Genomic DNA, 25,766 nt, shown 5'->3' on the forward strand with positions numbered 1-25,766 from the left:
ACAGCATGATGAAAAAACTGATTTATATTCTGATTTTTGCGGCCGCAGCACCCGTGATGTTGCTTCCGACGTCGTGCTCGACGCTGGAGGACACGCTGTCGCCGGAATCTCCGTCGTCGTTCGAATCCGCGACGGTCTATTCGAACGTCTCGCTGGCGGACTACGCCGTGGTGGGCATCTACCAGTATTTCACCATCGACCGTTCGTACCGCAACCGCTACAACACCTACTACGGGTTCAATACCGACATCGAGTGGTACAACTCGGCGAACACCGACGCTTCGAAGAGCGACGAGAAGTCGAACCTGGCCGGGTTCAACACCTCAGCCAACTCCTCGAACGAGATCAACCAGTCGGGCGAGCGTCGTCTCTTCTCGATCATCTACCAGGCCATCGAGCAGTGCAACCTGAACATCCAGGGCCTGCGGACCTACGGCAACGTGTCGACGAATCCCGACATGGCACACCTGCTGGGCGAATCGCTGACCATGCGTGCGATGTTCTACTACGATCTGATCAAGGCGTGGGGCGACGTTCCGGCGCGTTTCGAGCCGGTGACGCAGGCGACGATCTACATCCCGAAGGTCGACCGTGACGTGATCTTCGCACAGATCATCGCCGATCTGCAGGAGGCCGCCCCGATGATGTACTGGCCGGGCGAATCGACCTTCACGGCAACGACGGGCCGGGCCAACCGGGCCTTTGCCGACGGGCTGCTGGCGCGGATCTGCCTGGCGGCTGCGGGTTATGCGTGGCGTCCCGACGACGGACAGGTCGGCACGGGCAACTACGGTTCGTACCGCCGCAGCACGCGGGTCGAGTCGGGCGAGTGGGCCAACGACAAACTCTATGAGATCGCGCTGGCGGCGTGCCAGGACGTGATCTCGCAGGAGAACGTGCACGTGATGCTCGAACCCGAGTACGAGCAGTTGTGGCGCGACGTCTGCACGTGGAAGAACGATGCCGTGAACCGCGAGACGATCTTCGCCATGCCGTTCGGCCATACGACGCTGCGCGGGCGCTGGCTCTCGAACAACGCCATCAAGCACAACGCCGTCGACCAGTACTGCCAGTATTCGTCGGGCGGCGGATCGGTGGGTCCCGTGCCGACGATGTACTACGAGTTCGAGGCCAACGACGTGCGCCGCGACCTGACGTGCGTGAACTACGCCTGGTCGGCGGAGTCGAACTCCGTGCAGATTCCTGCGGACTTCAACAAGTGGTATTTCGGAAAATACCGCTACGAATGGACCTCGCAGGTGATCACGAGCACCGACGACGGCATCATGCCGATCGTGCTTCGCTATGCCGACGTGCTGCTGATGGCCGCCGAGTGCTACAACCAGCTGGGCGATCTGAGCAAGGCGAAGGCCGAGTTCCAGAAGGTCCGCATGCGTGCCTATGCCGGGAACGAGGGTGACGTGACGGCCTATATGGCGAAGATCACCGACAAGGATGCGATGTTGAAGGCGATCATGCACGAACGGGCCCTGGAGTTCTGCGGGGAGTACCTGCGCAAGGGCGACCTGATCCGCTGGGGCATTTTCGGCAAGGCGATTCTCGAATCGCGTGCGAAGATGCTTGCGATCCGCGACCACGGGACCTACACTTCGGAGATTACGGGCCGGAAGTACGACTATTCGACGCTGGGAACCTATCTCTACTACCGTTATGTGGGGGACCTGAACAGCGTCGGGAAGCGCGAGACGATCGAGATGTGGGGCCTGAACCCCGGGGAGCAGGATGCTCCGAAGGGCCAGGGCTGGACGCAGCTGTACAAGGACGACGGCTCGGAGCCGCAGGAATATATCACGGACAGCTCGCTCAACGACAACAAGATAGCGACGTTGGACGGCAGTCTGGGTTCGGCGACGGCAAAGAGCGAGGAGGCGATCAACAGCCGGATGTACTGGCCGATCTTCTCGCAGGATCTTTCGGCGAACCCCAGCATCGTGAACGATTTCGGATATTAGTCGAACCTTAAAACAAGCCAATCATGAAAAATAGCTATAAGAAACTGTTCGGCAGTCTGCTGATGCTGTGGGCGCTGAGCCTTTCGGGGTGCCACCAGCCGGATGCGGAGATCGACACGCTGGACTACTCCCGGGCGCTTCAGCCGCTGAATTTTGCGGCTGTTGTGGACCGCGAGACGGGATATGATGTGAATTTCACGTGGACGATAGCCGAGAATACGGACTACCTGCTTTCGGTCCAGGAGGTGGACGAGTCGGGTGTGGCGATCGGTTCGCCGATCGAGGAGGAGATCCTCGCGGCCGATGCCGAAACGCCCTACAAGGTGACGCTGGTACCCGAAAAGATCTATACGGCGACACTGCAGGCCTTCTCGGCCACGAATCCCAACCTGCCGGGATCGCTGCTCGTGGAGGCGGGTCCCGTGGAGACCTACTATGTGATGGAGTCGCTGAACCCGGAACTGCTTACGCGGTCGATGAATTCGATCACGGTGAAGTGGACGAACGACGCGGGCGATGCGACGCAGTTGACGAAGATCGTGGCGGCGCCGCTGGACTCGAAGTCGGGCGCGCAGACGTCGACCGTGGAGGTGACGCCGGAGATTCTTGCGGCCCAGCAGGCCGAGGTCTCGGGTCTGACTCCTTCGACGCAGTACGTGGTGACGCTGTACCAGAGCAAGTCGACGCGCGGCGGGGTAACGGCCTGGACGGCGCCCGATACGAAGGACATGACACTGGTAAAGAACTCCGCAGAACTGATGCAGGCTTTGAACGACGGTGCCGAGAAGATTGCCGTACAGGCCGGTGAGACGTATGTACTCGAATTCAGCGGAACGAATCCGTTGGATAAATGGAAAGGAGATCTGGAACTGGTCGGCGTGCTCGGAGATGACGGTTCGATGCCTGTGATCAAGAACTTCGAACTGAAATGCTGGAGCGGGACCGATGCCACGACCGACGCCACCGGTATCTACCGCTTTGAAAACATCGTGTTCGAGGGTTTAGGGTCCGGCAACGACGGATTTTTGTTCCGGACCGGTGAAGGTGCCGACGCAAAGGTGTCGATCGAATCGGTTTCGGTCCTCAACTGCGAGTTGTACAATTACGTGAGTGGAGTTGTCTTCGTTTCGTCGTCGACCGCGTCGGCGACCATTGGAACGGTTCGTTTGGAGAGTCTCTATATCCACGATTTCCTGAATCAGGGTGGTGATCTGATCGACTTCCGGACCGGTACGATAAATACGCTGACGGTTCGCAACAATACGATCATCGACGCCGGCCGAGCTTTCCTGTTCAGCGACGTCAACGCGACATTCTCGACGATCGAAATCTCCAACAATACCCTGAACCGGGTGGGTCTGACCAATACGCGCAAGGGTATTATCGGCGTGCGGACAGCGGTTCCGACCTTCACGCTGAACAAGAACCTTTTCCTGAACGAGTATTCGACGAGCGAGACCGTGCGTCTGATCCACGAGAACGCCAATGCTCAAATCCCCACCATGTCGGGCAACTATTTCTACAATGTCTGCTACAACTCGACGGGTGACGAGAACTATTCCGGTGCGGACTTCTTCACGACGAAGATCGGCAATAACGCCACGGCCGTGAACCAGTCGCTGTGCCTGAGCGGGGACGGCAAGATCCTGACGTCGGATCCGTGCGTGAAATCCGCGCGCAACAAGATGGAGCTGACCAATTCCGACGTGGCGGCCAATCAGGTGGGCGACCCGCGGTGGTGGACGGTGTCGGTTCCCGAGACGGTCATTGCTTCGGAGCTTACGGCGGTGACGGAGGATTACGAGTGGCCGTTGTCGGACGATCTGATCTTCGAGCCGCAGTCGATTACCGAGACGATCATCTACGGAAACCTGCAGTTCATCGCCTCGAACGAGGTCTTCCCCGTAACGATCACTTCGGACCATACGATTTCGCTGTCGGGAGCGACGAGCTTCACGGCGGACGGCGAACCGACGAACAATGCCCTGGCCATCCGGGTTTCGGCCGCCGGGTCGTTGGTGCTGACGCCCTCGAATGCGGGGATCGGCGTCCAGCTGGAGGTCATCGCCGGGGAGAACCGCTATACGGTACCGTGCGACGGTGTGGAGCATACGATCGGCCTGGGCGATATTGCGGGCGACACGCATGTCTACGTGACGACGACGGGTGCCGTTGAGATCTCGTCGCTGGCATGGACGACCGAGGTTTCGGTCGATGGCGACCTGAAGGCGCTGGCAACCCCGGAGGTGACGGTCGAACCGGCATCGCTGTCCTGGAGCAGCGAGCAGGATGTGGTACTCACGTGGGAGGCCGTGGTCAATGCGGCGGACTACGAGGTGACGTGGGGCGACCAGGAGCCGGTGACGGTTGAGGAGCCGACCTTTACGATTCCGGCGGCTACGGTCAAGACGCTTGTCATCGGAAGCTATCCGGTGACGGTGGTTGCACAGCCGGTGGAGACTTCCACGAAGTACAAGGCTTCGGCCGCCGGGGAGGCGAGCCTCGAAGTAACGAAGATCACGCTGGGCACGCCCGAAGTGACGGTTACGCCGGCGACGCTGAATGCCGGAACGTCTCAGGAGGTTGTGGTTTCGTGGCCGGCTGTTGCGGATGCGGAGACGTATGCCGTGACCTTCAACAATCAGACGACGAACCAGCCGGAGACGAGCATGACGCTTTCGGCTGCGGATGTGGCGCTGCTTGCGGCGGGACGTTATGAGATTACGGTCGTTGCGCAGAAGCCTTCGGATACGGATCACTATGTGGATTCGGCTGCGGGAGCGGGCGAGCTGGAGATCAAGGCCGTCGGAGCCGCCACGACGCTGTCGTGGAACTTCTCGGATGCCGGGTTCGATGAGATCTACAACTACATTGTCGGTAAGGTAGGTGCCGGTACGAATTTCTCGGAAACCTGGACCGGAGAGTGGGATGGTTTGACGATTGCCACGGGCGGTTCCTCGATCCGCGTCAATACGGGCGATGATGGTGAACGGTTCGTTCAGATGGGAGGAGCCGGTTCTACTTCCAAACGTTACTTCCTTTTCACGCCGGCCGCATCGGGTACGCTGACCGTCGTTGCTTCGAACACGGGAGGTTCGCAGGATGATACGCGCTTTGTGACCGTCAACCAGAACGGAACGGAGAGCAGCCAGATCGGAGGAGCTCCGAGTTCGTCGCCCGTTACCCTGACGTTCGAAATCGAGGGTGGAATCCCGACTTATATCTATCCGACAGGCAACGGTCTTCGTTTCTACAGCATCGAGTTCAGCTATGTGGAGGCACCCACGGCTACAGAAAAGACGATGATGCTGACCAAAGACAATTTGGCTGATCTGGGGCTTCCGGAAGGCAAGAGCGATGTGAAGGCATTGACGGCACCTTCGACCTGGAGCTACGAGGGCAAGGCCTTCGAGTCGGTGATGGCCCTTTCGTCGACGAACAACTCGGCATCGGTCAAGGTTCCGGTGCTCTACCTCTACAAGAGTACGGAGAATGCCACGCTCGGTGCCAATTACATCCGTACGACGGAGGCTCTGGGTGAAAAGATCCAGAAGATCACGGTAACCTTTGTGGATAGCGGCAAGAAGAAGGGCAACAAACTGTCGATGTATGAATATGTCGGCGGCGAGAAGAAACTGGTTCTTTCCGACAACGAGTCCGACAGCGATGCCGAGGTGCTGACCTATGTGTTCAGCGAGGCGAACGACGGCAAGTTCAGTCTGGAGAACGTTCCCCGCAGCGGCAGCGAAGGCGACTTGAAGATCGTTTCGATCCAGATCGACTATTTGGGAGAGTAATCTTCATCCGTAACAAAGAGAGACGTGCAGCCCCGAAAGAGGTTGCACGTCTTTTTTTGCGGCAGGGTGTTTGCGGGCGAGGGGTGTGCATAATTGCGAATAAATTATTAACTTTGCCCGGATATTTTGCACACCATGGCAGAGAACGAAAAAGAGATATTGGAAAACCTCGGGGAACGGGAGTACAAATACGGCTTCACCTCGGCGATCGAGACCGAAACCATCGGCAAGGGGCTTTCGGAGGAGGTCGTGCGACTGATCTCCGAGAAGAAGGGCGAACCCGGGTGGATGACCGAACGCCGTGTGGCGGCCTACCGCCATTGGCTGACGCTCGAACCCCCGACGTGGGCGCACCTGAAGATTCCCGAAATCGACTTCCAGGATATTATCTACTATGCAGCCCCGAAGGCGCGCAAGAAGCTCGACTCGATGGACGAGGTCGATCCCGAACTGAAACGCACGTTCGACAAACTGGGCATTCCGCTCGAAGAGCAGATGGCTCTGGCGGGCGTGGCCGTCGATGCCGTGATGGACTCGGTGTCGGTGAAGACCACCTTCAAGGAGACGCTGGCCGAGAAGGGCATCATCTTCTGCTCGATCTCGGAGGCGCTGCGCGACCATCCCGAACTGGTGAAAAAATACTTGGGGAGCGTCGTGCCCTACACGGATAACTTCTATGCGGCGCTGAATGCCGCGGTCTTCTCCGACGGGTCGTTCTGCTACATCCCCAAGGGGGTGCGGTGCCCGATGGAGCTGTCGACCTACTTCCGGATCAACGCCGCCGGAACGGGGCAGTTCGAGCGGACGCTGATCGTGGCCGACGAGGGTGCCTACGTGAGCTACCTCGAAGGGTGTACGGCTCCGCAGCGCGACGAAAACCAGCTGCACGCCGCCGTGGTGGAGATCGTCGTGGAGCGCGACGCCGAGGTGAAGTATTCGACGGTGCAGAACTGGTACCCGGGTGACCGGGAGGGTCGGGGCGGTATCTACAATTTCGTGACCAAGAGGGGCTTGTGCCGCGAGAATGCCCGGTTGTCGTGGACGCAGGTCGAGACCGGCTCGGCCATCACGTGGAAATACCCGAGCTGCATCCTCGCGGGTGACAACGCGGTCGGGGAGTTCTATTCGGTGGCGATGACCAACAATCTCCAGCAGGCCGATACGGGCACGAAGATGATCCATATCGGCCGCAACACGCGGAGCCGGATCGTCTCGAAGGGCATCTCGGCGGGCCGGAGCGAGAACTCCTACCGGGGTTTGGTGCGTGTGGCGAAGGGTGCGGAAAACGCCCGCAACTACTCGCAGTGCGATTCGCTGCTGATCGGCGACCGGTGCGGGGCGCACACCTTCCCGGTAATCGACTGCCGCAACCGCACGGCGGTTCTGGAACACGAGGCCACGACGTCGAAGATTTCGGACGACCAGCTCTTCTACTGCAACCAGCGGGGGCTGTCGACGGAGGATGCCGTGGGGCTGATCGTGAACGGTTATGCGCGTGAGGTGTTGGCGAAGTTGCCGATGGAGTTTGCCGTGGAGGCGCAGAAGCTGCTGGCCCTGCAACTGGAGGGTACGGTGGGATAAACGATCGGGAAGATGAAAGTCGTTGTTTTGAACGGAAGCCCGCGCCGCAGCGGACTGGTGTCGCGGATGCTCGACGAGGTGGTTGCCGGAATGCCCGAAGGGGTTGAGGTGGAGCGCTACTTCGTTCACGACCTGACCGTCAGACCGTGCTGCGGATGTATGAAATGCCGTTCGCTGCATCGTTGCGTGCTGGCCGAGGACGATGCGCACCGCGTGGCGGAGGCTCTTCGTGGGGCTGATGCGCTGGTGGTAGGGTCGCCCTGCTACTGGGGCAGCATGAGCGGCGAGTTGAAGGTGCTGTTCGACCGCATGGTCTATGCCCTGATGGAGGATCGGGAAGGCAGACTGCCGGCCCCGCTGCACAAGGGGAAACGGGCGGTGATGGTGGCCACATGCAATACGGCCTGGCCGTTCAGCGTCTGGTTCTACCAGACGAGCGGAGTGTTCCGCGCGTTGCGGGAGATCTTTCGTTGGAGCGGCTTCCGGGTGGCCGGGATGCTGGGCAAGAGCAATTGCCGGAAGCATCCGGAGCTGACGGCCCGTGAGGTTTCGAAATGCCGGAGACTGGGCGGAAAGCTCTGCCGGGCGTAGGAACCCGAGAAGCGACGATGCGAAGTCCGGGGCCGAGACGGATTTGAATACGCGGCCGCAGGGCGCGGGCAACGGCGGCCGGGGGCGGGAAACCGGATAAAAAAGTGAATAAAATAATGGAAAACAATATGTTAAGCGTAAAGAATCTACACGCCTCGGTCGATGGCAAGGAGATTCTCCGGGGCATCGACCTGGAGGTGAAGGCCGGCGAGGTGCACGCCATCATGGGGCCCAACGGCTCGGGCAAATCGACCCTGGCATCGGTGCTCGCGGGCAACGAGAAATTCACCGTAACGGAGGGTTCGGCCGAGTTCCTGGGCCGCGATCTGCTGTCGATGTCCATCGAGGACCGCGCGCGACTGGGGCTGTTCCTGGGGTTTCAGTACCCGGTGGAGATTCCGGGGGTGACGATGGCCAACTTCATGAAACTGGCGGTCAACGAACAGCGCAGGTTCCGCGGCGAGGAGCCGCTGACGGCCGCCGAGTTCCTGCGCCTGATGAAGGAGAAGAGCGCCGTCGTGGAGTTGTCGTCGAAACTTACCTCGCGGGCCGTGAACGAAGGTTTCTCGGGCGGTGAGAAGAAGAAGAACGAGATCTTCCAGATGGCGATGCTGGACCCGAAACTGGCGATCCTGGACGAAACCGACTCGGGACTCGACATCGACGCCCTGCGGATCGTGGCCACGGGCGTCACGAAGCTGCATACGAAGGATAATGCCACGGTGGTCATCACGCACTACCAGCGGCTGCTGGACTATATCGTTCCCGACGTGGTGCACGTGCTCTACAAGGGGCGGATCATCTACACGGGTGACAAAACGCTGGCCCTGAAGCTCGAAAAGGAGGGCTATGACTGGCTGATCAACGAATACGACAAGTGATGGACCGGATACTGGAAATCATCGGGGAGCTCCGCAAGGCCGACCGGGAGGTGTTCCGGGTCGGGGCGCCGGTTCCGCAGCCCTATGCGTCGGTGGATCCCGAACACCTGCGGGTGGAGCTGGCGGCAGGGGCTGCGGCGCACCTGGTGGTGCTCCATACGAAGGCGGCTACGTCGTCGCTCGACGTGACGCTGGCCGAAGGCGCGCAACTCGAACTGACGGAACTGTTCCTTGGCGGGACGTTCTGCGAGACGACCGTGCGGCAGGGGGCCCGGAGCCGGTGCCGGATGACGACGGTGCTGCTGGCCGGGGCGAATGTCGCCTGCCGGATCGAACTGGAGGGTGCGGATGCCGAGAACAACCTCGGCGGTGCCTTCCTGCTGGGCGGCCGGGAGCACGGGGTCGTGAAACTCCATACGAACCACCGGGTTGCGGAGTGCCGCAGCGACTCCACGATCAAGGGCGTGGCGGGCGGTGAGGCCGTGGGCGAGTTTTCGGGACTGGTCTACGTGGCGCCGGATGCCCAGCGGACCGACGCGCGGCAGCAGAGCCGCAACGTGCTGCTGAGCGAGACGGCGCGTATCGAGACGATGCCGCAGCTGGAGATCTATGCCGACGACGTGAAGTGTTCGCACGGTGCGACCGTCGGGCAGATGGACTCCGACGCGATTCTCTACATGCGGCAGCGGGGCCTGAGCGAGGCGCAGGCGCGGCGGCTGCAGATCGAGGGCTTCGTGGGCGACGTGGTTCGCCGCTGCGGGATGGAGCCGCTGGGCGAGGCCGTGTTGGAACTCGCGGCGGAGAAACTGGAAAAACTGTAACGGCATGTTCGACGTCGAAAAGATACGTGAGGAGTTCCCGATCCTGGGGCGCAAGGTCTACGGACGTCCGCTGGTCTACCTCGACAGCGGGGCCACGGCGCAGAAGCCGCTGTCGGTGATCGAGACCGTCGACCGGCTGCACCGCGAGGGGAATGCCAACATCCACCGGGGCGTGCACCTCCTGTCGGAGGAGGCCACGGAACTTTACGAGGCGGCGCGGCAGCGGATCGCCGACTTCATCGGCGCCTCGTCGAAGGAGGAGGTGGTCTTCACGGCCGGGGCTACGGCGTCGCTCAATACGGTGGCCTACGCCTGGGGCGATGCGTTTGTCGGCGCGGGGGACAATATCGTGGTGAGCGAGATGGAGCACCACTCGAACCTCGTTCCGTGGCAGTTGGTCGCCCGGCGGCGGGGAGCCGAGTTGCGGATGCTTCCGTTCGACGACCGGGGGGCGCTGCGCACGGACCTGCTTCCGACGCTCATCGACTCCCGCACGCGCGTGGTGGCCGTGACGCAGGCCTCGAATACGCTCGGTACGCGTCCCGACCTGCGGCCCGTCATCGAGGCGGCCCATGCCGTCGGGGCCATTGCGGTGGTCGACGGTTGCCAGGGCGTGGTCCACGGCGGTGCCGACGTCCGGGCGCTGGACTGCGACTTCTATGCCTTCTCGGGCCACAAGCTCTACGGCCCGACGGGCATCGGCGTGCTGTACGGCAAGCGCGAATTGCTGGACCGGATGCCGCCCTTCCTCGGCGGCGGGGATATGGTCGACCGGGTGTCGTTCGCGCGGACGACCTTTGCGCCCGTACCGTTGAAATTCGAGGCAGGTACGGCCAACTTCATCGGCGCCATCGGGCTGGGCGAGGCGGTCCGGTTCCTCGAACGCTTCGACGCGGCGGAGATCGAGGCGCACGAATCGGCGCTGCTGAGGCGTGCCACCGAACGCCTTTCGGCCATCGAGGGCCTGCGCATCTACGGAGAGACGACGGACAAGTGCGCCATCGTGTCGTTCAACATCGAGGAGGTGCACCCCTACGACGTGGGGATGATCCTCGACAAACTGGGCATCGCAATCCGGACGGGGCAGCATTGTGCCGAACCGGTCATGGAGCACTTCGGCGTGACGGGCATGTGCCGGGCGTCGTTTGCGCTGTACAATACGGCGGCGGAGGTCGATGCGCTGGCGGCCGGCGTGGAACGGGCCGTCCGGATGCTGCGCAACTGAAAAAGCGACGACCGGACTGCGGAAAACGACGGAAAACGGCAAAAAAGCTGCGGCGGATAGCGAACCACTGAAGAAAACCCAAGAAAAACCCAAGAAAACCCATGTTCATCGTACTCGAAGGTCTGGACGGAGCCGGGAAATCGACCCAGATACGGCTGTTGCGGTCGCTCTTTGCGGAGCGGGGCGTAGCGAGTGAATACGTTCATTTCCCGCGTTTCGACGCGCCAGTCTACGGCGAACTGATCGCCCGCTTCCTGCGGGGCGAATTCGGGGGTGTGAACGAGGTGGACCCCTACTTGGTGGCGCTGCTCTTTGCCGGGGACCGGGCCGAAGCGGGCGGGATGATCCGCGAATGGCTCTCGGAGGGTCGGGCGGTGATTCTGGACCGCTACGTCTGGTCGAACGTGGGCTTCCAGTGTGCGAAGCTCCCTGCCGGCGAGGCGCGCGAACGGCTGGCGCGGTGGATCCTCGACCTGGAGTTCGGGCACAACGCCCTGCCGCGTCCCGACGTGTCGCTGTTCCTCGACGTGCCCTTCTCGTTCACGGAGCGGAAGCTCGCCGAGACGCGCGAGGGTGACGACCGCCGCTACCTGCAGGGTGCGCGGGACATCCACGAGGATGCGCTGGATCTCCAGCGCCGGGTGCGCGAGGTCTACCTTTCGATGGCTGCGCGGGACGCTTCGCTGCGCGTGGTCGACTGCAGTACGCCGGCGGGCGCGATGGAGAGCCCGGAGGGCATATTCGAAAAAATCCGCGGGGTGTTGGCCCCGATAATCGACGCACGATGAGAAGGACCCGGGGATTCAAGATCGCAACCAATATCTGCCGGGTGATCCTGGCCGTGACGTTCATCTTCTCGGGCTTCACGAAGGTGATCGACCCGTGGGGCACGGCCCTGAAGGTGAACGAATACCTCTCGATCTACGGCATGGAGTGGCTGCAGCCTGCGTCGATGACCTTTTCGATCTGGCTGTGCGGCGCCGAGCTGATGATGGGCTGCATGTTGCTCTTCAAGGTGCGGATCCGGCTGATTTCGATCTTCGCGGTGGTGTCGATGCTCTTCTTCACGGTGCTGACGCTGCTGAGCGCCACGGTGCTGCCGGTCGAGGACTGCGGCTGCTTCGGCGATGCGCTGAAGCTCACGCCGTGGGAGACCTTCGTGAAGAACCTCGTGCTGCTGCCGATGGCCGTGGTGGTGTGGTGGCGTTACCGCCCGGACAAGATCTTCGCCTTCAAACCCCTGGAGATCGTGCTGACCTGTCTCTTTTTCTCACTGTCGATGTACCTGGGCTACTATTGTTATATCCACCTTCCGCTCATCGATTTCCTGCCCTATAAGGTGGGGGTGAACATCCACGAGGCGATGCAGGCTCCGGTCGTCGAGGCGGGCGAGACGGAGACGGTGCTCGTCTACCGCAACCGGGCGACGGGCGAGGAGCGGGAATTCGCGCTGGAGGACCCCGAGTGGCAGGACGATACGAAATGGGAGTGGGTCGATACGCGCACGACGAGCGATGTGCCGTCGGTCCGGCCGTTGGTGAGTGAATTCGCGCTGCACGATGCCGAGGGCGATGCCACGGAGGAGGTGATCACCCGCCCGGGTCGGGTCTACATGCTCTGCGTCACGGCGTTCGACCGCCTGCCGCGGGGTTGTGCGCGGCGGATGGCGCGGCTGGTCGAACGGGCCCGCGAGGAGGGTGCCGGGGTGGTTTGCCTGACGCCCGACCCGCTCTACGGGGAGATGTGGCACGACTTCGGAACCGGGAAGGTGCGGTGTTACAACATCGACGCCTCGACGATGCGGACGATGCTGCGGGCCGAAAACGGGCTGGTGACGCTGGACGACGGCACGATCACGGCTAAAAGGAACTGTCGGGATATTCGTCCGTAGGGGCGCGCGGGGCGTTTCGCGCGGCGTATGGTATGAAAGTTGACTCCTTGCGGGGAGTCGACTTTTTCTTTTTTCAGGGCGGCGGTTCCGGACGGCCCGGAGAGTATCCGGGCGGGACAGGCTCTGGACGTCCCTGTCTCGCAGGGCGAACGGGTGGAGCGGGGCGCGGTGATGCCGGGCGAGCTGTTCGGCCGCGACCGGGTGGTGAAGGCGCATTTCAACTATGCGATAGCGGTTTCCGACTACCGGCGTATCACGGTGCAGGGGCTTGAACAATAAGCCTGCGGCAAATTCCGTTCCTTGAACGGCGGGCTGTCGAATAAATTTGTTATCTTTGTCCGATTGTTGGCCGTTCGGGAGTGCGGCCCGGCGTTGCGGAGCGGAGAATCCCGGTTGGGAGGCTTGTCCGCAAGGCCGCAGGGGCTCCCGAGGTACCGTTTCTGACCCATTGATGTTGCGTATGCGAAAATCCCGGATCCTGACGCTGATAGTGGCGTTCACGCTCTCGCTGCCCGTTGTGCGGGCTGCGGATTCCGATCCCGAAACCCTGGTGCGGCGGGCCCGCGACCTCTTCGGCTACGGCCGCTGGAGCGATGCCCGCCACGAACTGCTGCGGGCCCGCGAGGCGCTCGAACCTGCGGACCGCCTGCTCTCGCAGGAGATCGAATACTACCTGGCGGCCTGCGCCGTGGAGCTGGGCAGCGCCGATGCCGAAGCGGCCCTGCGCGAATTCGAAAACCGCTATCCCGAATCGGTCTATGCCAATGACGTGCGCTTCTCGCTCGGATCGTTCTATTGCGCCGCGGGGAACATGCCCCGGGCCCGCGAGGCCTTCGAGCGCACCAACTACAACGCCCTGAGCGCCCCGCGCCGCGAGCAGTACGACATCCGCATGGGGTATGTCGAGTTCTCGGAAGGCGACTACAAGGCGGCCTATGAACATTTCGACCGGATCGGCAGCCGCAGCGAATATGCCGACCATGCACGCTATTACCTCTCCTATATCGACTATGCCGAGGGGCGCTATGTGCGGGCCAAGCAGGGCTTCGAGGCGCTGAAAGGAAGCGATGCCTACGGGGCGCTGGTTCCCTATTACCTGCTTCAGATCGAATTCCGCGAGGGCAACTACCGCTACGTCGTGGAGCACGGCGAAGAACTGGCCCGGAAGGCCGTTCCGGAGCGCCGAGCCGAGCTGGAACGGGTGATTGCCGAGTCGTGGTTCCGGCTGGAGGATTTCAACCGCACGCTGGAGCATCTGGCCGCCTACCGGAGTGCGGGCGGGGAGATGGACCGCGACGCCTGCTACCTGGAGGGCTTCTCGCTCTACCGCACGGCCCGCTACGGGGAGGCTGCCGAATGGCTGCGCAAGGCGTGCGGCGCGGAGGATGCGTTGACGCAGAACGCCTCCTACCACCTGGCCGACTGCTACCTGCGGGCCGGGGACAAGGAGCGGGCGATGCAGGCCTTTGCGATGGCCGCGGACGAGTCGCTGGATGCCGCGGTGGCCGAGGACGCGCTGTTCAACTACGCCAAACTGCAGTACGAACTGGGCGGCGGGGCCTTCAACGGGGCGATCAACCTCCTGACCCGCTATATCGAACGTTACCCCGCGTCGCCGCGGGCCTCCGAGGCGCGGACGCTGCTCATTGCGGCCTACTACAACTCCCGCGACTACGATGCCGCCTACCGGGCCATCAAGTCGATGCCTTCGGGCGATGCGGAGATCCGTGCGGCGCTGCAGAAGATCGCCTATTTCCGCGGGCTGGAGGCCTACAAGGCGGGCGACCTGCGGGCGGCCCGGGCCTGCTTCGCCGAGTCGCAGTCGGCGAACATCAGCCCCAAATATACGGCGTTGAGCACCTTCTGGCAGGGTGAGATCGCCTTCTCCGAGGGGGATTACGCCGTGGCGGCCGCGAAGTACAACGCCTACCTGAAGCGTGCGCCGCGCAGCGAGCGTGAATATGCGCTGGCGTGGTACAACCTGGGTTACTGCGCCTTCGACCGCAACGACCCCGAACAGGCCGGGGCGTCGTTCCGCAAATTCCTCGGAGCCTACGCCCCGCGCGACCGCTACCGGGCCGATGCCCTGAACCGGCTGGGCGACGTGGCCTATGCGGACCGGCGCTTCGAGGAGGCGGTCGGGGAGTACGACCGGGCCATTGCGCTGGGAACCCCCGAGAAGGAGTACGCCCAGTACAAGCGGGCCGTGACGCTCGGCATCCTGGGCCGCACGGAGCAGAAACAGCAGGCCCTGCGCCAGATCGAGGCGGCGGGCGGCGACTATGCCGACGAGGCCTCCTACGAACTGGGCCGCAGCTATATCGCACAGGAGAAATACGCCGAGGGTGCCGCCCAGTTGGAGCGGTTCGTGGCGAAATACCCCTCGTCGCCGCGTGTCATGCAGGCGTGGTCGGACCTGGGTCTGGCCTACCTGAACCTCGGGGACAAGCAGAAGTCGCTGGCCTGCTACGACCGCGTGGTGGGGTCGGCCCCGCAATCCTCCGAGGCCCGGGATGCGATGCAGAGCATCCGGGAGATCTACGTCTCGGAGGGCGATGTTGACGCCTACTTCGAGTATGCCGCCAGGGCGGGGGTGGAGAGCGACCTGACGGCGCTGTCGCGCGACTCGCTGTCGTTCGCCGCGGCGCGGAAACTCTACCTCGACGGCGACCGGGAGGCGGCGACCCGTTCGCTGCGCAACTACGTGGAGAGTTACCCCAAGGGCTCCTACCGCACCGATGCGCTCTACTACCTGAGCGACTGCTACCTCGTGGCGGACGACCGCGAGCGGGCGATCGAGACCCTCACGGAGCTGGCCGAGCAGGGTACGACGCAATATACGGTTCCGGTGCTGGAGAAACTCGCCGAGATAACCTTCGAGGAGCGGCGCTGGGACGAGTCGGCGGCGGCCTACCGGCGGTTGTACGATGCCGCACCGAGCCGGACCGGGCGTGAGGATGCCATGACGGGTTACGTGCGGGCCACGGTGGCCGGGGGCGATGCGTCGAAGATTGCCGCGATGGCCGCCGATGTCGCGGCCTGCAAGGATGCCGGGACGGTGGCCCTGCGCGAATCGAAATACGCTCTGGCCACGCAGCTCCGCGAGGCGGGCGATGCGGCCGCTGCCGGGAAACTCTACCGCGAACTGGCCGCGGAGGTGCGCACAAAGGAGGGTTCCGAAGCCGCCTACCGCGTGATCGAGGCGATATTCGCCGAGGGGGCGCTGGACCGCACCGAACAGGAGGTCTTCGCCTTTTCGGAGCGGGATCCGCAACCCTACTGGCTGGCCAAGGCCTACCTGCTGCTGGGCGAAGTCTACGTCCGCAAGGGCGACACGTTCCAGGCCCGGGCCACGTGGCAGAGTGTGGCCGACGGCTACTCGCCCGCCGATGACGGAATCGTGGAGGAGGCCAAGGCGCGAATCGCAAAACTCAACTGACCATGAAAAGATTGTGGATGATAGCCGCCTGTGCGGCGGTGCTGCCGCAGCTGGTTGCGGCGCAGGTCGAGAAACGGGTCGAGGTGACGAAGGCCTATGTCCCGAAGGTGGAGAGCGCCTTGAAACTGGCCGTGGAGCCCGACATGACCGATACGACGCGGATGCGTCCCGAGATCGACTATACGGTGACGCCGCTGTCGCTGCGCACGACGCTTACGACGCGCCCGATCCGCCCGGCGACGGTCACCTATTGGGAGTTCAACCGCCCGCTGCCCTTCTACCTGAAGGTAGGGGCGGGCTATCCGCTCAATTCGGTCGTGGACTTCTACGCCACGACGCAGAACCCCTCGACGGGCTACGTGATCGGATACGTCAACCACGAGGGCAGCTATTCGAAGATCGCCAACGAGATCGACGCGAAGAACAACTCCACGCGGATGTACAACCGGGCCGGGGTAGCTGCGGGCAAGTACCTCGGGCGCCACATCCTCGAAGGGGAACTCTCCTATGACAACCGGATGTACCACCGCTACGGGAGCTATACGACGGTCCCGGAGAGCGTCGGGGCGGTGGATTTCGGCGGCGACGGGATGAACGATTACGGCAATGCGGCCTTGTCGCTGCGCTTCGGCGATGATTTCCAGGACCTTTCGCGGGTGAACTTCGAGGTGGCGCTGCACGGCGACCTCTTCTTCGACCACTCCGAGCGTCCCGATGTCGGGGAGACGGGCCGTCAGTTGAACATCGGAGCCGAAGGGCGGATTGCCAAGGGTTTCGTGCGCAGCAGCTTCTCGCTGGGAATCGGTTACGATTATTTCGGAGGACAGCAGTGGCTGTCGGACTACCGGCAGCAGCTGATCCGGGCCTCGCTGCGCTATCGGTTTGCCGGCGGGGTCGTCGGGCTCGAAGTCGGGGGCGACTACTACCACGACCGGGTCGAGATGCCGGGCGACCCCGAGGCACTGACCGAAACGGGAGACTACTTCATCCCCTTTGCACGCCTGGACTTCAACCTCGGGACGCCGGGTCTGAAACCCTTCTTCGAGGCCGACGGTACGGTCCGTCCGAACGATTTCCGCACGCTGACCGCCGCAAATCCCTACGTGGCGCACGGGACGTGGCTCGACAAGAGCTCCGTAGACTACAACTTCCGGGCGGGGCTGGGCGGCACGCTGTGGAGCAAGCGCTTCGCCTACCGGGTCTACGCCGGATTCTCGGTACAGGACAACCGCCTCTTTTGGGCGACACTCCTCGAACGCTCGGGTGCGGACGGCGAATACGAAACCTTCGCTTCGACCTTCATCCCGCAGTTGGGACGCCAGACCGTGACGTCGTTCAACGGCGAGATCGAGTACCGTCCGCTGAGTTCGCTGATGTTCGATCTCGGGGTGCACGGCCGCTTCTACAACGTCGAGTCCGACTGGGACAACGGCGAGGCGTCGTTCGTCGGGAATGTCGGGGTGACCTACACCGGACGCAAGGTCTCGTTCGGGGTCGAGGCCCGCATGGAGAACGAACGCCGCTGGACGACGATCGACTACCTGTTTTCCGATGAAATCAGCTACCTGCCGGCCTTCAAGGTTCCCTTTACGGTGGACTTGCGGGCGCACTTCGACTGGCGGGTCTCGCACCGCGTGACGCTCTTCGTCGAGGGCAGCAACCTCGTCAACCTGCGTCTCTACGACTTTGCCCGCTATCCCGAACTGGGTGCCCGTTTCGTTGCGGGCATCAAGGCCAACTTCTGACGGCTGCGGGATTTTTCTGCCGGGGAGGGAAAGAGAAAGATTTCCGGGCCTCGGCTCCTTGCCAGTCGAAGGGCGGGGAAAGGTCCACCGTGTGCGGCTCCCCGGCGGGGGCGAACCCCCGGGGTGCGGCGAAAACCGGCCGAATGATCTTTCTTTTCGGTCGGAACGAATAACGGTGCGGAATTTTTGCTATATTGTACACGGGTTGCGACAAAACGCCGCAACCCGTGTACAATTTTAAACCGAATCGTTATGAAACATGCGATGCCCGAGCTTCCCTATGCGATGGAAGCCCTTGCCCCGAAGATGAGCCGGGAGACGCTCGACTACCACTACGGGAAACACCTTCAGACTTATGTGGACAACCTGAACCGGCTGATTCCCGGAACCCCCTACGAGGCGATGCCGCTCGACGAGATCGTGCGCCGGGCCGACGGAGCCGTCTTCAACAACGCCGCACAGGCCTGGAACCATACCTTCTTTTTCCAAATGCTGACCCCGGCGCCGAAAGCCATGCCCGAGGCGCTGGCCGCCAAACTTGCCGCCGAATTCGGATCAGTGGAGGCCTTCAGGGAGCAGTTCGCCAAGGCAGCCGTAGGGCTCTTCGGCTCGGGCTGGGTGTGGCTGGCCGCCGACCGGTCGGGGAAACTCTCGATCGTGGCCAAACCCAATGCCGGGAATCCGATGACCGAGGGGCTGCGTCCGGTGCTGACGGTCGACGTCTGGGAGCACGCCTACTACATCGACTACCGCAACCGCCGGGCCGATTTCGTGGCGGCGTGGTGGGAGCTTGTCGACTGGCGGAAGGTGGCCGACCGGGCCATTCCGCGGCGTTACAAATGCACGGCGTGCGACTACGTTTACGACCCCGCAAAGGGTGATCCCGAGACGGGTATCGCTCCCGGTACGCCCTTCGAGGAGATTCCCGACGACTGGGCCTGCCCGCTTTGCGGACTTTCGAAGGATGCCTTTCGGCCGATGGAGGAGTAGGGGATTCCGGGCCGGATGCAACGGCCCGGAGCCCTCGTTTTAAACAGGAAAATCACATGAAACTGAAAATCGGATTATTGGGTGTCGCCGCGTTGTGCGGTACCCTCCAGGCCCTGGCCTGCACGGGTATCTCGCTGACGGCTGCCGACGGCAGTTACGTGCAGTCGCGCACGATCGAATGGGGCAGCAGCGCTCTGGAGAGCATGTACGTCATTATTCCGCGGGGGCAGGCGCTGCACTCGCTCACACCGACCGGCGGCCAGGGGCTCGCCTACACGGCGCGTTACGGCGTGGTGGGGCTGGCCGTGGTCGAGCAGGCGTTCATCGCCGAGGGGATCAACGAAGCGGGACTTTCGGCCGGGCTCTTCTTCTTCCCGCAGTACGGCGGCTACGAGACTTATGACCCGGCGCAGGACAACCGCACGCTGGTCGACTTGCAGGTTGCCGGATGGATTCTCACGCAGTTCTCGACGATCGACGAGGTGAAGGCCGCGATCGGAAAGGTCCGCATCGTGGGGCTTGAAGCCAATGCCGTCGTGCATTGGCGCATCGGTGAGCCGTCGGGGCGTCAGGTGGTGCTGGAGATCGTCGGGGGCGTGCCGCACTTCTACGAGAACGAGGTCGGCGTGCTGACCAACGCGCCCGGCTTCGAGTGGCAGGTGACCAACCTGAACAACTACGTGAATCTCCGTCCGGGGGACGTTGAACCCTACCAGGTGGGCGAAAAGGCGCTGCGGGCCTTCGGCGCTACGGCGGGATTCCTCGGACTGCCGGGTGACGACACGCCGCCGTCGCGGTTCGTGCGTGCGGCTTTCTTCCGGGCCACGGCTCCGCAGCGGGCCACGGCTTTCGAGACGGTGCAGGAGTGCTTCCACCTGTTGAACAACTTCGACGTGCCGATCGGTCTCGAACACCCCGCCGGGCAGTGCCCCGACATCCCGAGCGCCACGCAGTGGACCTCGGCCATCGACCTGACCCACCGTCTGCTCTACTACAAGACGGCCTACAACAACACGATCCGCTGCATCGACCTTTCGCAGATCGATTTCGGGAAGGTGCGCTACCAGTCGCATCCGCTGGACCGCGTGCAGCAGCAGCCCGTGGAGCGGATCACGGTGAAGAGCTGATTGCTTCGGCCGCCGGGCGGGAGTCCGTCCGGCGGATCGACAAGCCGGTAAAGCCCCGGTCCTCGTTGCGGGACCGGGGCTTTTATTTGCGGAAGATGAAGTAGACGGCCAGGATGATGCAGAGGAAACCTGCGAGGTGGTTCCAGCGCAGGGTGTCGGACTTCATGAAGACGAGCGCGAAGACGGTGAAGACCAGCAGGGAGACGACCTCCTGGATGACCTTGAGCTCCCAGATCGAGAAGGGCCCCCCGAACTCGGCCGAACCGATGCGGTTGGCCGGGACCTGGAAGCAGTATTCGAAGAGGGCGATGCCCCAACTCAGGAAGATGATGGCCATGGCCCCGAAACGTTCGAGCCGCGATTTGAAGGCGATATGCCCGTACCAGGCCAGCGTCATGAAGGCGTTGGAGATGACGAGCAGCAAAACGGTGGCAAATCCCCGGAACATAAGTTTCATGCTTGAAAACGGCGCAAAAATAGGTAAAATTTCGATATGTCGGTTCATTTGTCGCATTTTGCGCCGGGAGCGGTCGACACGCCGCTCTACACGTTCTCGGAGCGCCGGAGACGGTGGCTGGTCCGTTGCGGGGTGATGCTTCCGCCCGACAGGGTGGCCCGCAAGGGGCCTTGGGCGCTGTTCCGCGGGCGCCGCCGCTGCGTCGCGGGACTCTTCACGAAACTCTGTCTCTTTTTCTGCCGTCTGTTCCGGCACCGTGGCTCGGTCCGGTCCTGCGGCTTCGGGTGGTGCGTCGGCTGCTGCAGCCGCGGGGTTAGTCGGCCAGCAGGGCGTCGAGGTCCCGCAGGTCGGCAAAGGTGTCGACAATCCGGTCGGCCTCGGTCTCCCGTTCCAGCACCTCGCGCGGAAGCGTGGTGGCCAGTGCCACGATACGCCCGGCTCCGGCCCGGCGTGCTGCCTCGATCCCGGCCTTGGCATCCTCGAAAACCACGCAGTCGGCCGGTTCCACGCCCAGCGCTGCCGCGGCCGTGAGGTAGATCTCCGGATCGGGCTTGCAGTGCGTGACCGCATCGCCCGAAATCCGGGCCTCGAACCACGGCCCGATGGCGCACTTTTCCAACACAAAATCGACGTTTTTCCGGCAGCCCGACGATCCGACGGCACACCGCACGCCCCGGGTGTGAAGCCCTTCGAGGAGTTCGCGCAGCCCCGCAACGGGGTGGATCTCAGGGGCGTAGATTTCGCGGTAGATGGCCTCCTTTTCTTCGGCCAGCGCCGCGAGGCCCTTGGTGCGGATCACCTCCTCGGGCATGATCATCCGCATGATGTCGTCGTTGCCCATGCCGTAACCCTGGTTCAGGCGCTCCTTCCAGTCCGTCACGCCGTAGCGTGCGCAGAAAATCTCGAAGGCCCGGATATGGGCCGCGGTGTTGTCCACCAGCGTGCCGTCCATGTCGAATAAGGCCGCTTTTTTCATCGTGAGTTCTGTTTTTCGAGGCGTAAAGATAGGCAAAATTCGCGATTTTCCATAAATCGCACGCACGGGGAGACTTTTTGGGAAAAAGCATTACCTTTGCGTCGTATCAGCCGAACAAGAGATGTCACGCGGAAAAATCGAAAAAACAAATGCCGCCCGGTTGCTCGACCGTGCGAAGATCGCCTACGAACTGGTTCCCTACGAGGTCGACGAGGAGCACCTTGCGGCCACGCATGTCGCCGAGCAGCTGGGCGAGGATATTTCGACGGTCTTCAAGACGCTTGTGTTGAAGGGTGACCGCACGGGCTATTTCGTCTGTGTGGTCCCGGGCGACCACGAGGTCGACCTGAAGGCCGCCGCAAAGGTCTCGGGCAACAAGAAGTGCGATTTGATTCCGATGAAGGATCTGCTGCCCGTGACGGGCTATATCCGCGGGGGCTGTTCGCCGATCGGCATGAAGAAACTATTCCCGACCTATATTCACGATTCGGCTGCGGCGCTTCCGTTTATCTACGTCAGTGCGGGGGTTCGGGGGTTGCAGCTGCGTCTCGACCCGAAGGCGCTGGCGGCCTACGTCCGCGCATCCTTCGTCTCCCTTTCTTAGCAGGGTCGGGAGCGGAGATTTGCTTCCGAACCTTTCAACATCCCTTCGCCCACAAAACCAGGCTCTTAAACGGGTGCTTTTTGCATCGTCAAAGTGCGCCCGCTTCTTAGGCAGGCTTTAGGGGCGAAGGTGCAAGCGAATGGTTCCCGAAGCAGTTTCGCACTTCGAACGTTGGACGCGGATTCACGCCGCGGAAACCATTCACGAGTTCAGCAGCCCACAAAACCGGTTCCTTAAACCGGCGGCTCTTGGGCGGGGGTTATTGGGCAACTTCGTTTTTGGAGCGTTTGCGGGTGTTGCTGGAGAGATAGCGTTGCAGGGTCTGCTGCAAGCGTGCCGGATCGAGGTGCTGGCGAATATCGCCGCCCTGGGCGATGGAGATCTCGCCGGTCTCCTCGGAGACGACGATGATGATGGCGTCGGAGATCTCGCTCATGCCGATGGCCGCACGGTGACGGGTCCCGAACGACTTCGGAACGTCGCTCTGCGTCACCGGAAGGATGCACTTCGCGGCAACGACCCGGTCGCCTTCGATCAATATGGCCCCGTCGTGCAGCGGGGCGTTCTTGAAGAAGATGTTTTTCAACAGCGGCGTGGAGACCTTGGCGTCGAGTGCGATGCCCCCCTCGGCGATAAGCCGCAGGTCGCTCTGCTGTCCGATGACGATCAGTGCTCCGGTCTTCGCCTCGGCCATTTCGCGGCAGGCTGTGACGATGGGTGAGATGTTCGTCTGTATGGTGTCCTCGCCGGTGGAGAAGATCCGGGTGATGAAGTTGAAGTGCTTCTGCCGCATTCCGATCATCTGCAGGAACCGCCGCAGTTCGGGCTGGAAAACGATGATCAGCGCAATGGCCCCCACGGAGATGAGTTGCCCGAGAATCGTGGAGAGAAGTTCCATGTTGAGGGTTTTCACGACAACCCAGAGCAGGTACACGGCGATGATTCCCGAAAGGATGTAGGGGGCATTGGTACCCTTGGTCATGCGGTAGATCCAGTACATGATCAGGGCCACGAGGATGATGTCTATCAGGTCGACGAATGTGAACGGCACAAATCCCATCGCAGTCGTAAATTTATCGTGGTTTGCTATTGTTTTCACAAATGTATGAAAAAAAACCGACTTCCGCCTGCCGGGGAAGCCGGTTTTTTAATCCCGGGAGCCCGGGGTTATTTCTGGTCGTTCTTTTTGTCGGCGGCATAGAGTTCGTTGACCTTGGCCAGCACGGCGGGGGTGATGTTCAGGGTCGTATCGGCATCGATGAGCGCCGAGGCGTTGATGATGAGTTTGTATTTTCCGTCGGCGTTGATCTCCCGGACGGCGCGCTGGAGGAGGTCCTGGGCGCGGTTCGAGAATACGAAGTTCTCTTCATCGAGGGTCTGGGCCTCTTTCTGGGCGTTGGCCTGGTAGGAAGCGACCTTTTTCTGGATGCTCTCCTGCTGGGCCTGGGCGTCGCGCGAGGTGATGAGACCCTTTTCGTACTTCTCCTGCAACTGGGAGGCTTCGGCCTGGAGGTTCTTTTCGCGCTGGGCCCAGCTCTTCTGCGCCTTCTGGGTCTTCTCCTGGAGAGCTACGCCTTCGGTCTGGTAGAGGTCGCACTGGGCGAGCACGGCCTCGACCTGGACGTATGCGATGTCGCTCGAAACGATCTGCTGGGTCGCCGTTTCGGCTGCGGCCTGGGTCTGTTCTGCGTTTTTCGGGCCGCAAGCCGCGAGAAGAAGCGACGCAGCCAGTGCCGGGAATAGCGTTTTTTTCATATCGATTTATACTGTTTGGTTAAATATTCCGTTATTGAAACACAAAGGTAAAAAAAAATCTTTATTTTTGTCTTACGGATCATAAAATTTCGCATACGTTCGGAAACGGACCGGATTGTCGGTTTTTCCGGGGGTAAAACCGGGTCGCAGGGTTGGTTTTTCCGGAGGCTGCGGATTCGGTTTTTTAGGAGACAGGCCCTGTTTTTTCAGCGGCGGGCCCGACGAGGAACGGGGCGTCCGGGAGGTGTCGGAGGAAGCCGGGCCGCCTCGGAGAAGATGGAAGCGATTCGGGAAGATCCGGGATTTGAAATTGTAGTGGAGTCATGTACGAATACATCAAGGGAACCGTTGCCGAAGTAGCCCCGGCCTACGCCGTTATCGAGACCGGCGGGGTGGGTTATTACCTGCATATTTCGCTCGAAACCTTCTCGGCGATCGAACACGCTTCCGAGGCGAAGCTCTTTGTGCATTATGTGGTGCGGGAGGATGCGCAGCTGTTATACGGCTTTTCGACGAAGGTCGAGCGGGAGTTGTTCCGGCTGCTGATCAGCGTGTCGGGCGTGGGGGGCAATACGGCCCGGATGATCCTTTCGACCTATTCGCCGCGGGAGTTGCAGGGGATCATCTCGTCGGGGAACGCCGTTCTGCTGAAGAATGTCAAGGGCCTGGGGCTCAAGACGGCGCAGAAGATCATCGTCGACCTGAGCGGAAAACTCATGACACTGGGCATCGGCGAGGAGGGCCCCTCGGTTGCGGCCCCCGACGGCGGGGTGGTCGAAGAGGCTTTGGAGGCGCTGGTCATGCTGGGCTTTGCCCGCACGGCGGCGGAAAAGGCCGTGCGGGGTGTCGTCCGCGAATCTCCGTCGGCCCCCGTCGAAGAGGTCGTGCGGATGGCTTTGAAGCGGCTTTGATAGGATGAAAAGTCTTTTTCCTGAGCAGTAAAGGTCATTTGAAACGTTAAATACCCAAAGCTTCCTGTTCCGCCTTTTTTGGCAGAGTTATTGTGTTATATTTGCAACAGTCAAACAGTCCAGTTAAACGAATCAACCCATGGAAGAGTTTCCGATCGGATTTTTGTATATTTTGTTGGGGGTCATTGTCGTGGCTGTCGTGCTGGTGATTCTGTCCTATGGGTGGAAACAACGCAAGTTGCAGCGGTTGCAACATACGCGCAAGGATTATACGTACCGGAAAAAAAGAGGATAGCAGGGCTGCCCTCTTTTTTTTGCCTTTCCGGGATGCTGAGCGCGGATTTTTTCCGTTTTCAGTTCGTAAATCGGATTGTTTTTGTAAATTTGCACGATTATATGCCGATGAAACGACTGCTCATTATCTGGTGCCTGGCACTTCCGGTGCTGTTCTGGGGTTGTTCCCAGGAGGAGGATATCCTTCCCGAACAGCGCCAGAGAATCGTGTCGTATCTCGAACAGACCCATTCTCCCACGCTGATTCCCGACACGTCGCTCGAAGAGGGCAGCCAGTTGCCGTATTATACGGTTTCGGGGAGTACGGTCTACCGATATATCACGAACATTTATGATCCCGACCGGGCGAACAGGGCCGAAGTGGGCGAGACCTCCAGGGTTGCCATCACCTTCCGGGCCTATGTCTTTAGCTATTCGAACATCACCGACTCGACGTTCCCCTTCTGGTCGAACGACCCGCTGCTGGAGAACGCCTACCGCGAACTGGGCCTGAATGTCGATGGCGGAGTGTGGAGTTTCGAACCCTTGTGGCTGGATATGAGCGGCGACATACTAAACGGCCTGCGTCATGCGTTATTGGGTTGTCGGGAGGGCGACGAGGTCGAGGCCTACATGACCTTCAACATGGCCTACGGTGATGTGAATTTCAGCACCATTCCGCGGGAAAGCCCCGTGGCGTGGTTTTTTACGGTGGATACCGTGGAGTGA

Annotated in this window: 22 protein-coding genes; 18 read left to right on the plus strand and 4 right to left on the minus strand. The window is 61.6% G+C overall.

The window, feature by feature from the left end; genetic code table 11:
• Positions 1–8 precede the first annotated feature (8 nt).
• The 14 genes from ABGT65_RS10335 (at position 9) to ABGT65_RS10400 (ending at position 20,061) form a co-directional block, all read left to right on the plus strand.
• Positions 9–1,973 (plus strand): RagB/SusD family nutrient uptake outer membrane protein, encoded by a 1,965-nt coding sequence (locus ABGT65_RS10335; RefSeq protein WP_346701932.1) that lies wholly within the window; start codon positions 9–11, stop codon positions 1,971–1,973.
• A 23-nt stretch (positions 1,974–1,996) separates the two neighbouring features.
• Positions 1,997–5,770 carry a DUF4957 domain-containing protein gene (locus ABGT65_RS10340; protein WP_346701934.1) on the plus strand — a complete coding sequence of 1,258 codons (3,774 nt, stop codon included), beginning with the start codon at positions 1,997–1,999 and terminating at the stop codon, positions 5,768–5,770.
• Between the two features lie 135 nt (positions 5,771–5,905).
• Positions 5,906–7,351, plus strand: a complete 1,446-nt coding sequence (sufB, locus tag ABGT65_RS10345; protein WP_346701936.1) for a Fe-S cluster assembly protein SufB — start codon at positions 5,906–5,908, stop codon at positions 7,349–7,351.
• A gap of 12 nt (positions 7,352–7,363) precedes the next feature.
• Positions 7,364–7,942: a flavodoxin family protein gene (locus tag ABGT65_RS10350; protein WP_346701938.1), complete on the plus strand. Its 579-nt coding sequence runs from the start codon at positions 7,364–7,366 to the stop codon at positions 7,940–7,942.
• Between the two features lie 128 nt (positions 7,943–8,070).
• Positions 8,071–8,823, plus strand: a complete 753-nt coding sequence (gene sufC, locus ABGT65_RS10355) for a Fe-S cluster assembly ATPase SufC (RefSeq protein WP_346701939.1) — start codon at positions 8,071–8,073, stop codon at positions 8,821–8,823.
• On the plus strand, positions 8,823–9,644 hold the full coding sequence (locus ABGT65_RS10360) for a SufD family Fe-S cluster assembly protein (RefSeq protein WP_346701941.1): 822 nt from the start codon (positions 8,823–8,825) through the stop codon (positions 9,642–9,644). Before sufC ends, ABGT65_RS10360 begins: the two co-directional genes overlap by 1 nt.
• A gap of 4 nt (positions 9,645–9,648) precedes the next feature.
• The gene (locus tag ABGT65_RS10365) at positions 9,649–10,869 is read left to right on the plus strand and encodes a cysteine desulfurase (protein ID WP_346701942.1); all 1,221 of its coding nucleotides are present in this window, start codon (positions 9,649–9,651) and stop codon (positions 10,867–10,869) included.
• A gap of 101 nt (positions 10,870–10,970) precedes the next feature.
• Positions 10,971–11,657, plus strand: coding sequence for a dTMP kinase (gene tmk, locus ABGT65_RS10370; protein WP_346701944.1), 687 nt, complete (start codon positions 10,971–10,973; stop codon positions 11,655–11,657).
• On the plus strand, positions 11,654–12,760 hold the full coding sequence (locus tag ABGT65_RS10375) for a BT_3928 family protein (protein WP_346701946.1): 1,107 nt from the start codon (positions 11,654–11,656) through the stop codon (positions 12,758–12,760). The genes tmk and ABGT65_RS10375 overlap by 4 nt, the downstream gene beginning before the upstream one ends.
• Before the next feature lie 39 nt (positions 12,761–12,799).
• On the plus strand, positions 12,800–13,039 hold the full coding sequence (locus ABGT65_RS10380; protein ID WP_346701948.1) for a hypothetical protein: 240 nt from the start codon (positions 12,800–12,802) through the stop codon (positions 13,037–13,039).
• Positions 13,040–13,220: 181 nt separating this feature from the next.
• A complete protein-coding gene (locus tag ABGT65_RS10385; protein WP_346701950.1) occupies positions 13,221–16,199 on the plus strand; it encodes a tetratricopeptide repeat protein in 2,979 nt (992 codons plus the stop codon).
• Positions 16,200–16,201: 2 nt separating this feature from the next.
• Entirely contained in the window at positions 16,202–17,944 is a 1,743-nt protein-coding gene (locus tag ABGT65_RS10390) for a hypothetical protein (protein WP_346701952.1), read from the plus strand.
• A gap of 252 nt (positions 17,945–18,196) precedes the next feature.
• Positions 18,197–18,934: a rubredoxin gene (rd, locus tag ABGT65_RS10395; protein WP_346701954.1), complete on the plus strand. Its 738-nt coding sequence runs from the start codon at positions 18,197–18,199 to the stop codon at positions 18,932–18,934.
• A 56-nt stretch (positions 18,935–18,990) separates the two neighbouring features.
• Positions 18,991–20,061 (plus strand): choloylglycine hydrolase family protein, encoded by a 1,071-nt coding sequence (locus ABGT65_RS10400; protein ID WP_346701956.1) that lies wholly within the window; start codon positions 18,991–18,993, stop codon positions 20,059–20,061.
• Between the two features lie 82 nt (positions 20,062–20,143).
• On the opposite strand, the gene ABGT65_RS10405 is transcribed toward ABGT65_RS10400, so the two are convergent.
• Together ABGT65_RS10405 and ABGT65_RS10410 are read right to left on the minus strand one after the other, a co-directional pair.
• Entirely contained in the window at positions 20,144–20,509 is a 366-nt protein-coding gene (locus ABGT65_RS10405; protein ID WP_346701957.1) for a DMT family protein, read from the minus strand.
• Between the two features lie 322 nt (positions 20,510–20,831).
• On the minus strand, positions 20,832–21,494 hold the full coding sequence (locus tag ABGT65_RS10410; RefSeq protein WP_346701959.1) for an HAD family phosphatase: 663 nt from the start codon (positions 21,492–21,494) through the stop codon (positions 20,832–20,834).
• Positions 21,495–21,615: 121 nt separating this feature from the next.
• Between ABGT65_RS10410 and ybaK the strand changes: the two genes are divergently transcribed.
• Positions 21,616–22,098 carry a Cys-tRNA(Pro) deacylase gene (ybaK, locus tag ABGT65_RS10415; protein WP_346701961.1) on the plus strand — a complete coding sequence of 161 codons (483 nt, stop codon included), beginning with the start codon at positions 21,616–21,618 and terminating at the stop codon, positions 22,096–22,098.
• Between the two features lie 259 nt (positions 22,099–22,357).
• Here ybaK and cdaA read toward each other — a convergent pair whose 3' ends face one another.
• Both cdaA and ABGT65_RS10425 read right to left on the minus strand, forming a co-directional pair.
• Positions 22,358–23,158: a diadenylate cyclase CdaA gene (gene cdaA, locus ABGT65_RS10420; protein ID WP_346703084.1), complete on the minus strand. Its 801-nt coding sequence runs from the start codon at positions 23,156–23,158 to the stop codon at positions 22,358–22,360.
• 107 nt (positions 23,159–23,265) lie between these two features.
• Positions 23,266–23,853, minus strand: coding sequence for an OmpH family outer membrane protein (locus tag ABGT65_RS10425; RefSeq protein WP_346701963.1), 588 nt, complete (start codon positions 23,851–23,853; stop codon positions 23,266–23,268).
• Positions 23,854–24,176: 323 nt separating this feature from the next.
• Here ABGT65_RS10425 and ruvA point away from each other — a divergent pair, with 323 nt between their 5' ends.
• From ruvA to ABGT65_RS10440, 3 genes are all read left to right on the plus strand, one after another.
• Positions 24,177–24,764, plus strand: coding sequence for a Holliday junction branch migration protein RuvA (gene ruvA, locus ABGT65_RS10430; protein WP_346701964.1), 588 nt, complete (start codon positions 24,177–24,179; stop codon positions 24,762–24,764).
• 139 nt (positions 24,765–24,903) lie between these two features.
• Positions 24,904–25,059: a hypothetical protein gene (locus ABGT65_RS10435; protein WP_346701966.1), complete on the plus strand. Its 156-nt coding sequence runs from the start codon at positions 24,904–24,906 to the stop codon at positions 25,057–25,059.
• Positions 25,060–25,166: 107 nt separating this feature from the next.
• Positions 25,167–25,766 carry a hypothetical protein gene (locus ABGT65_RS10440; protein ID WP_346701968.1) on the plus strand — a complete coding sequence of 200 codons (600 nt, stop codon included), beginning with the start codon at positions 25,167–25,169 and terminating at the stop codon, positions 25,764–25,766.

Origin of the sequence: uncultured Alistipes sp. (genome assembly GCF_963931675.1) — a bacterium.
GTDB lineage: Bacteria > Bacteroidota > Bacteroidia > Bacteroidales > Rikenellaceae > Alistipes.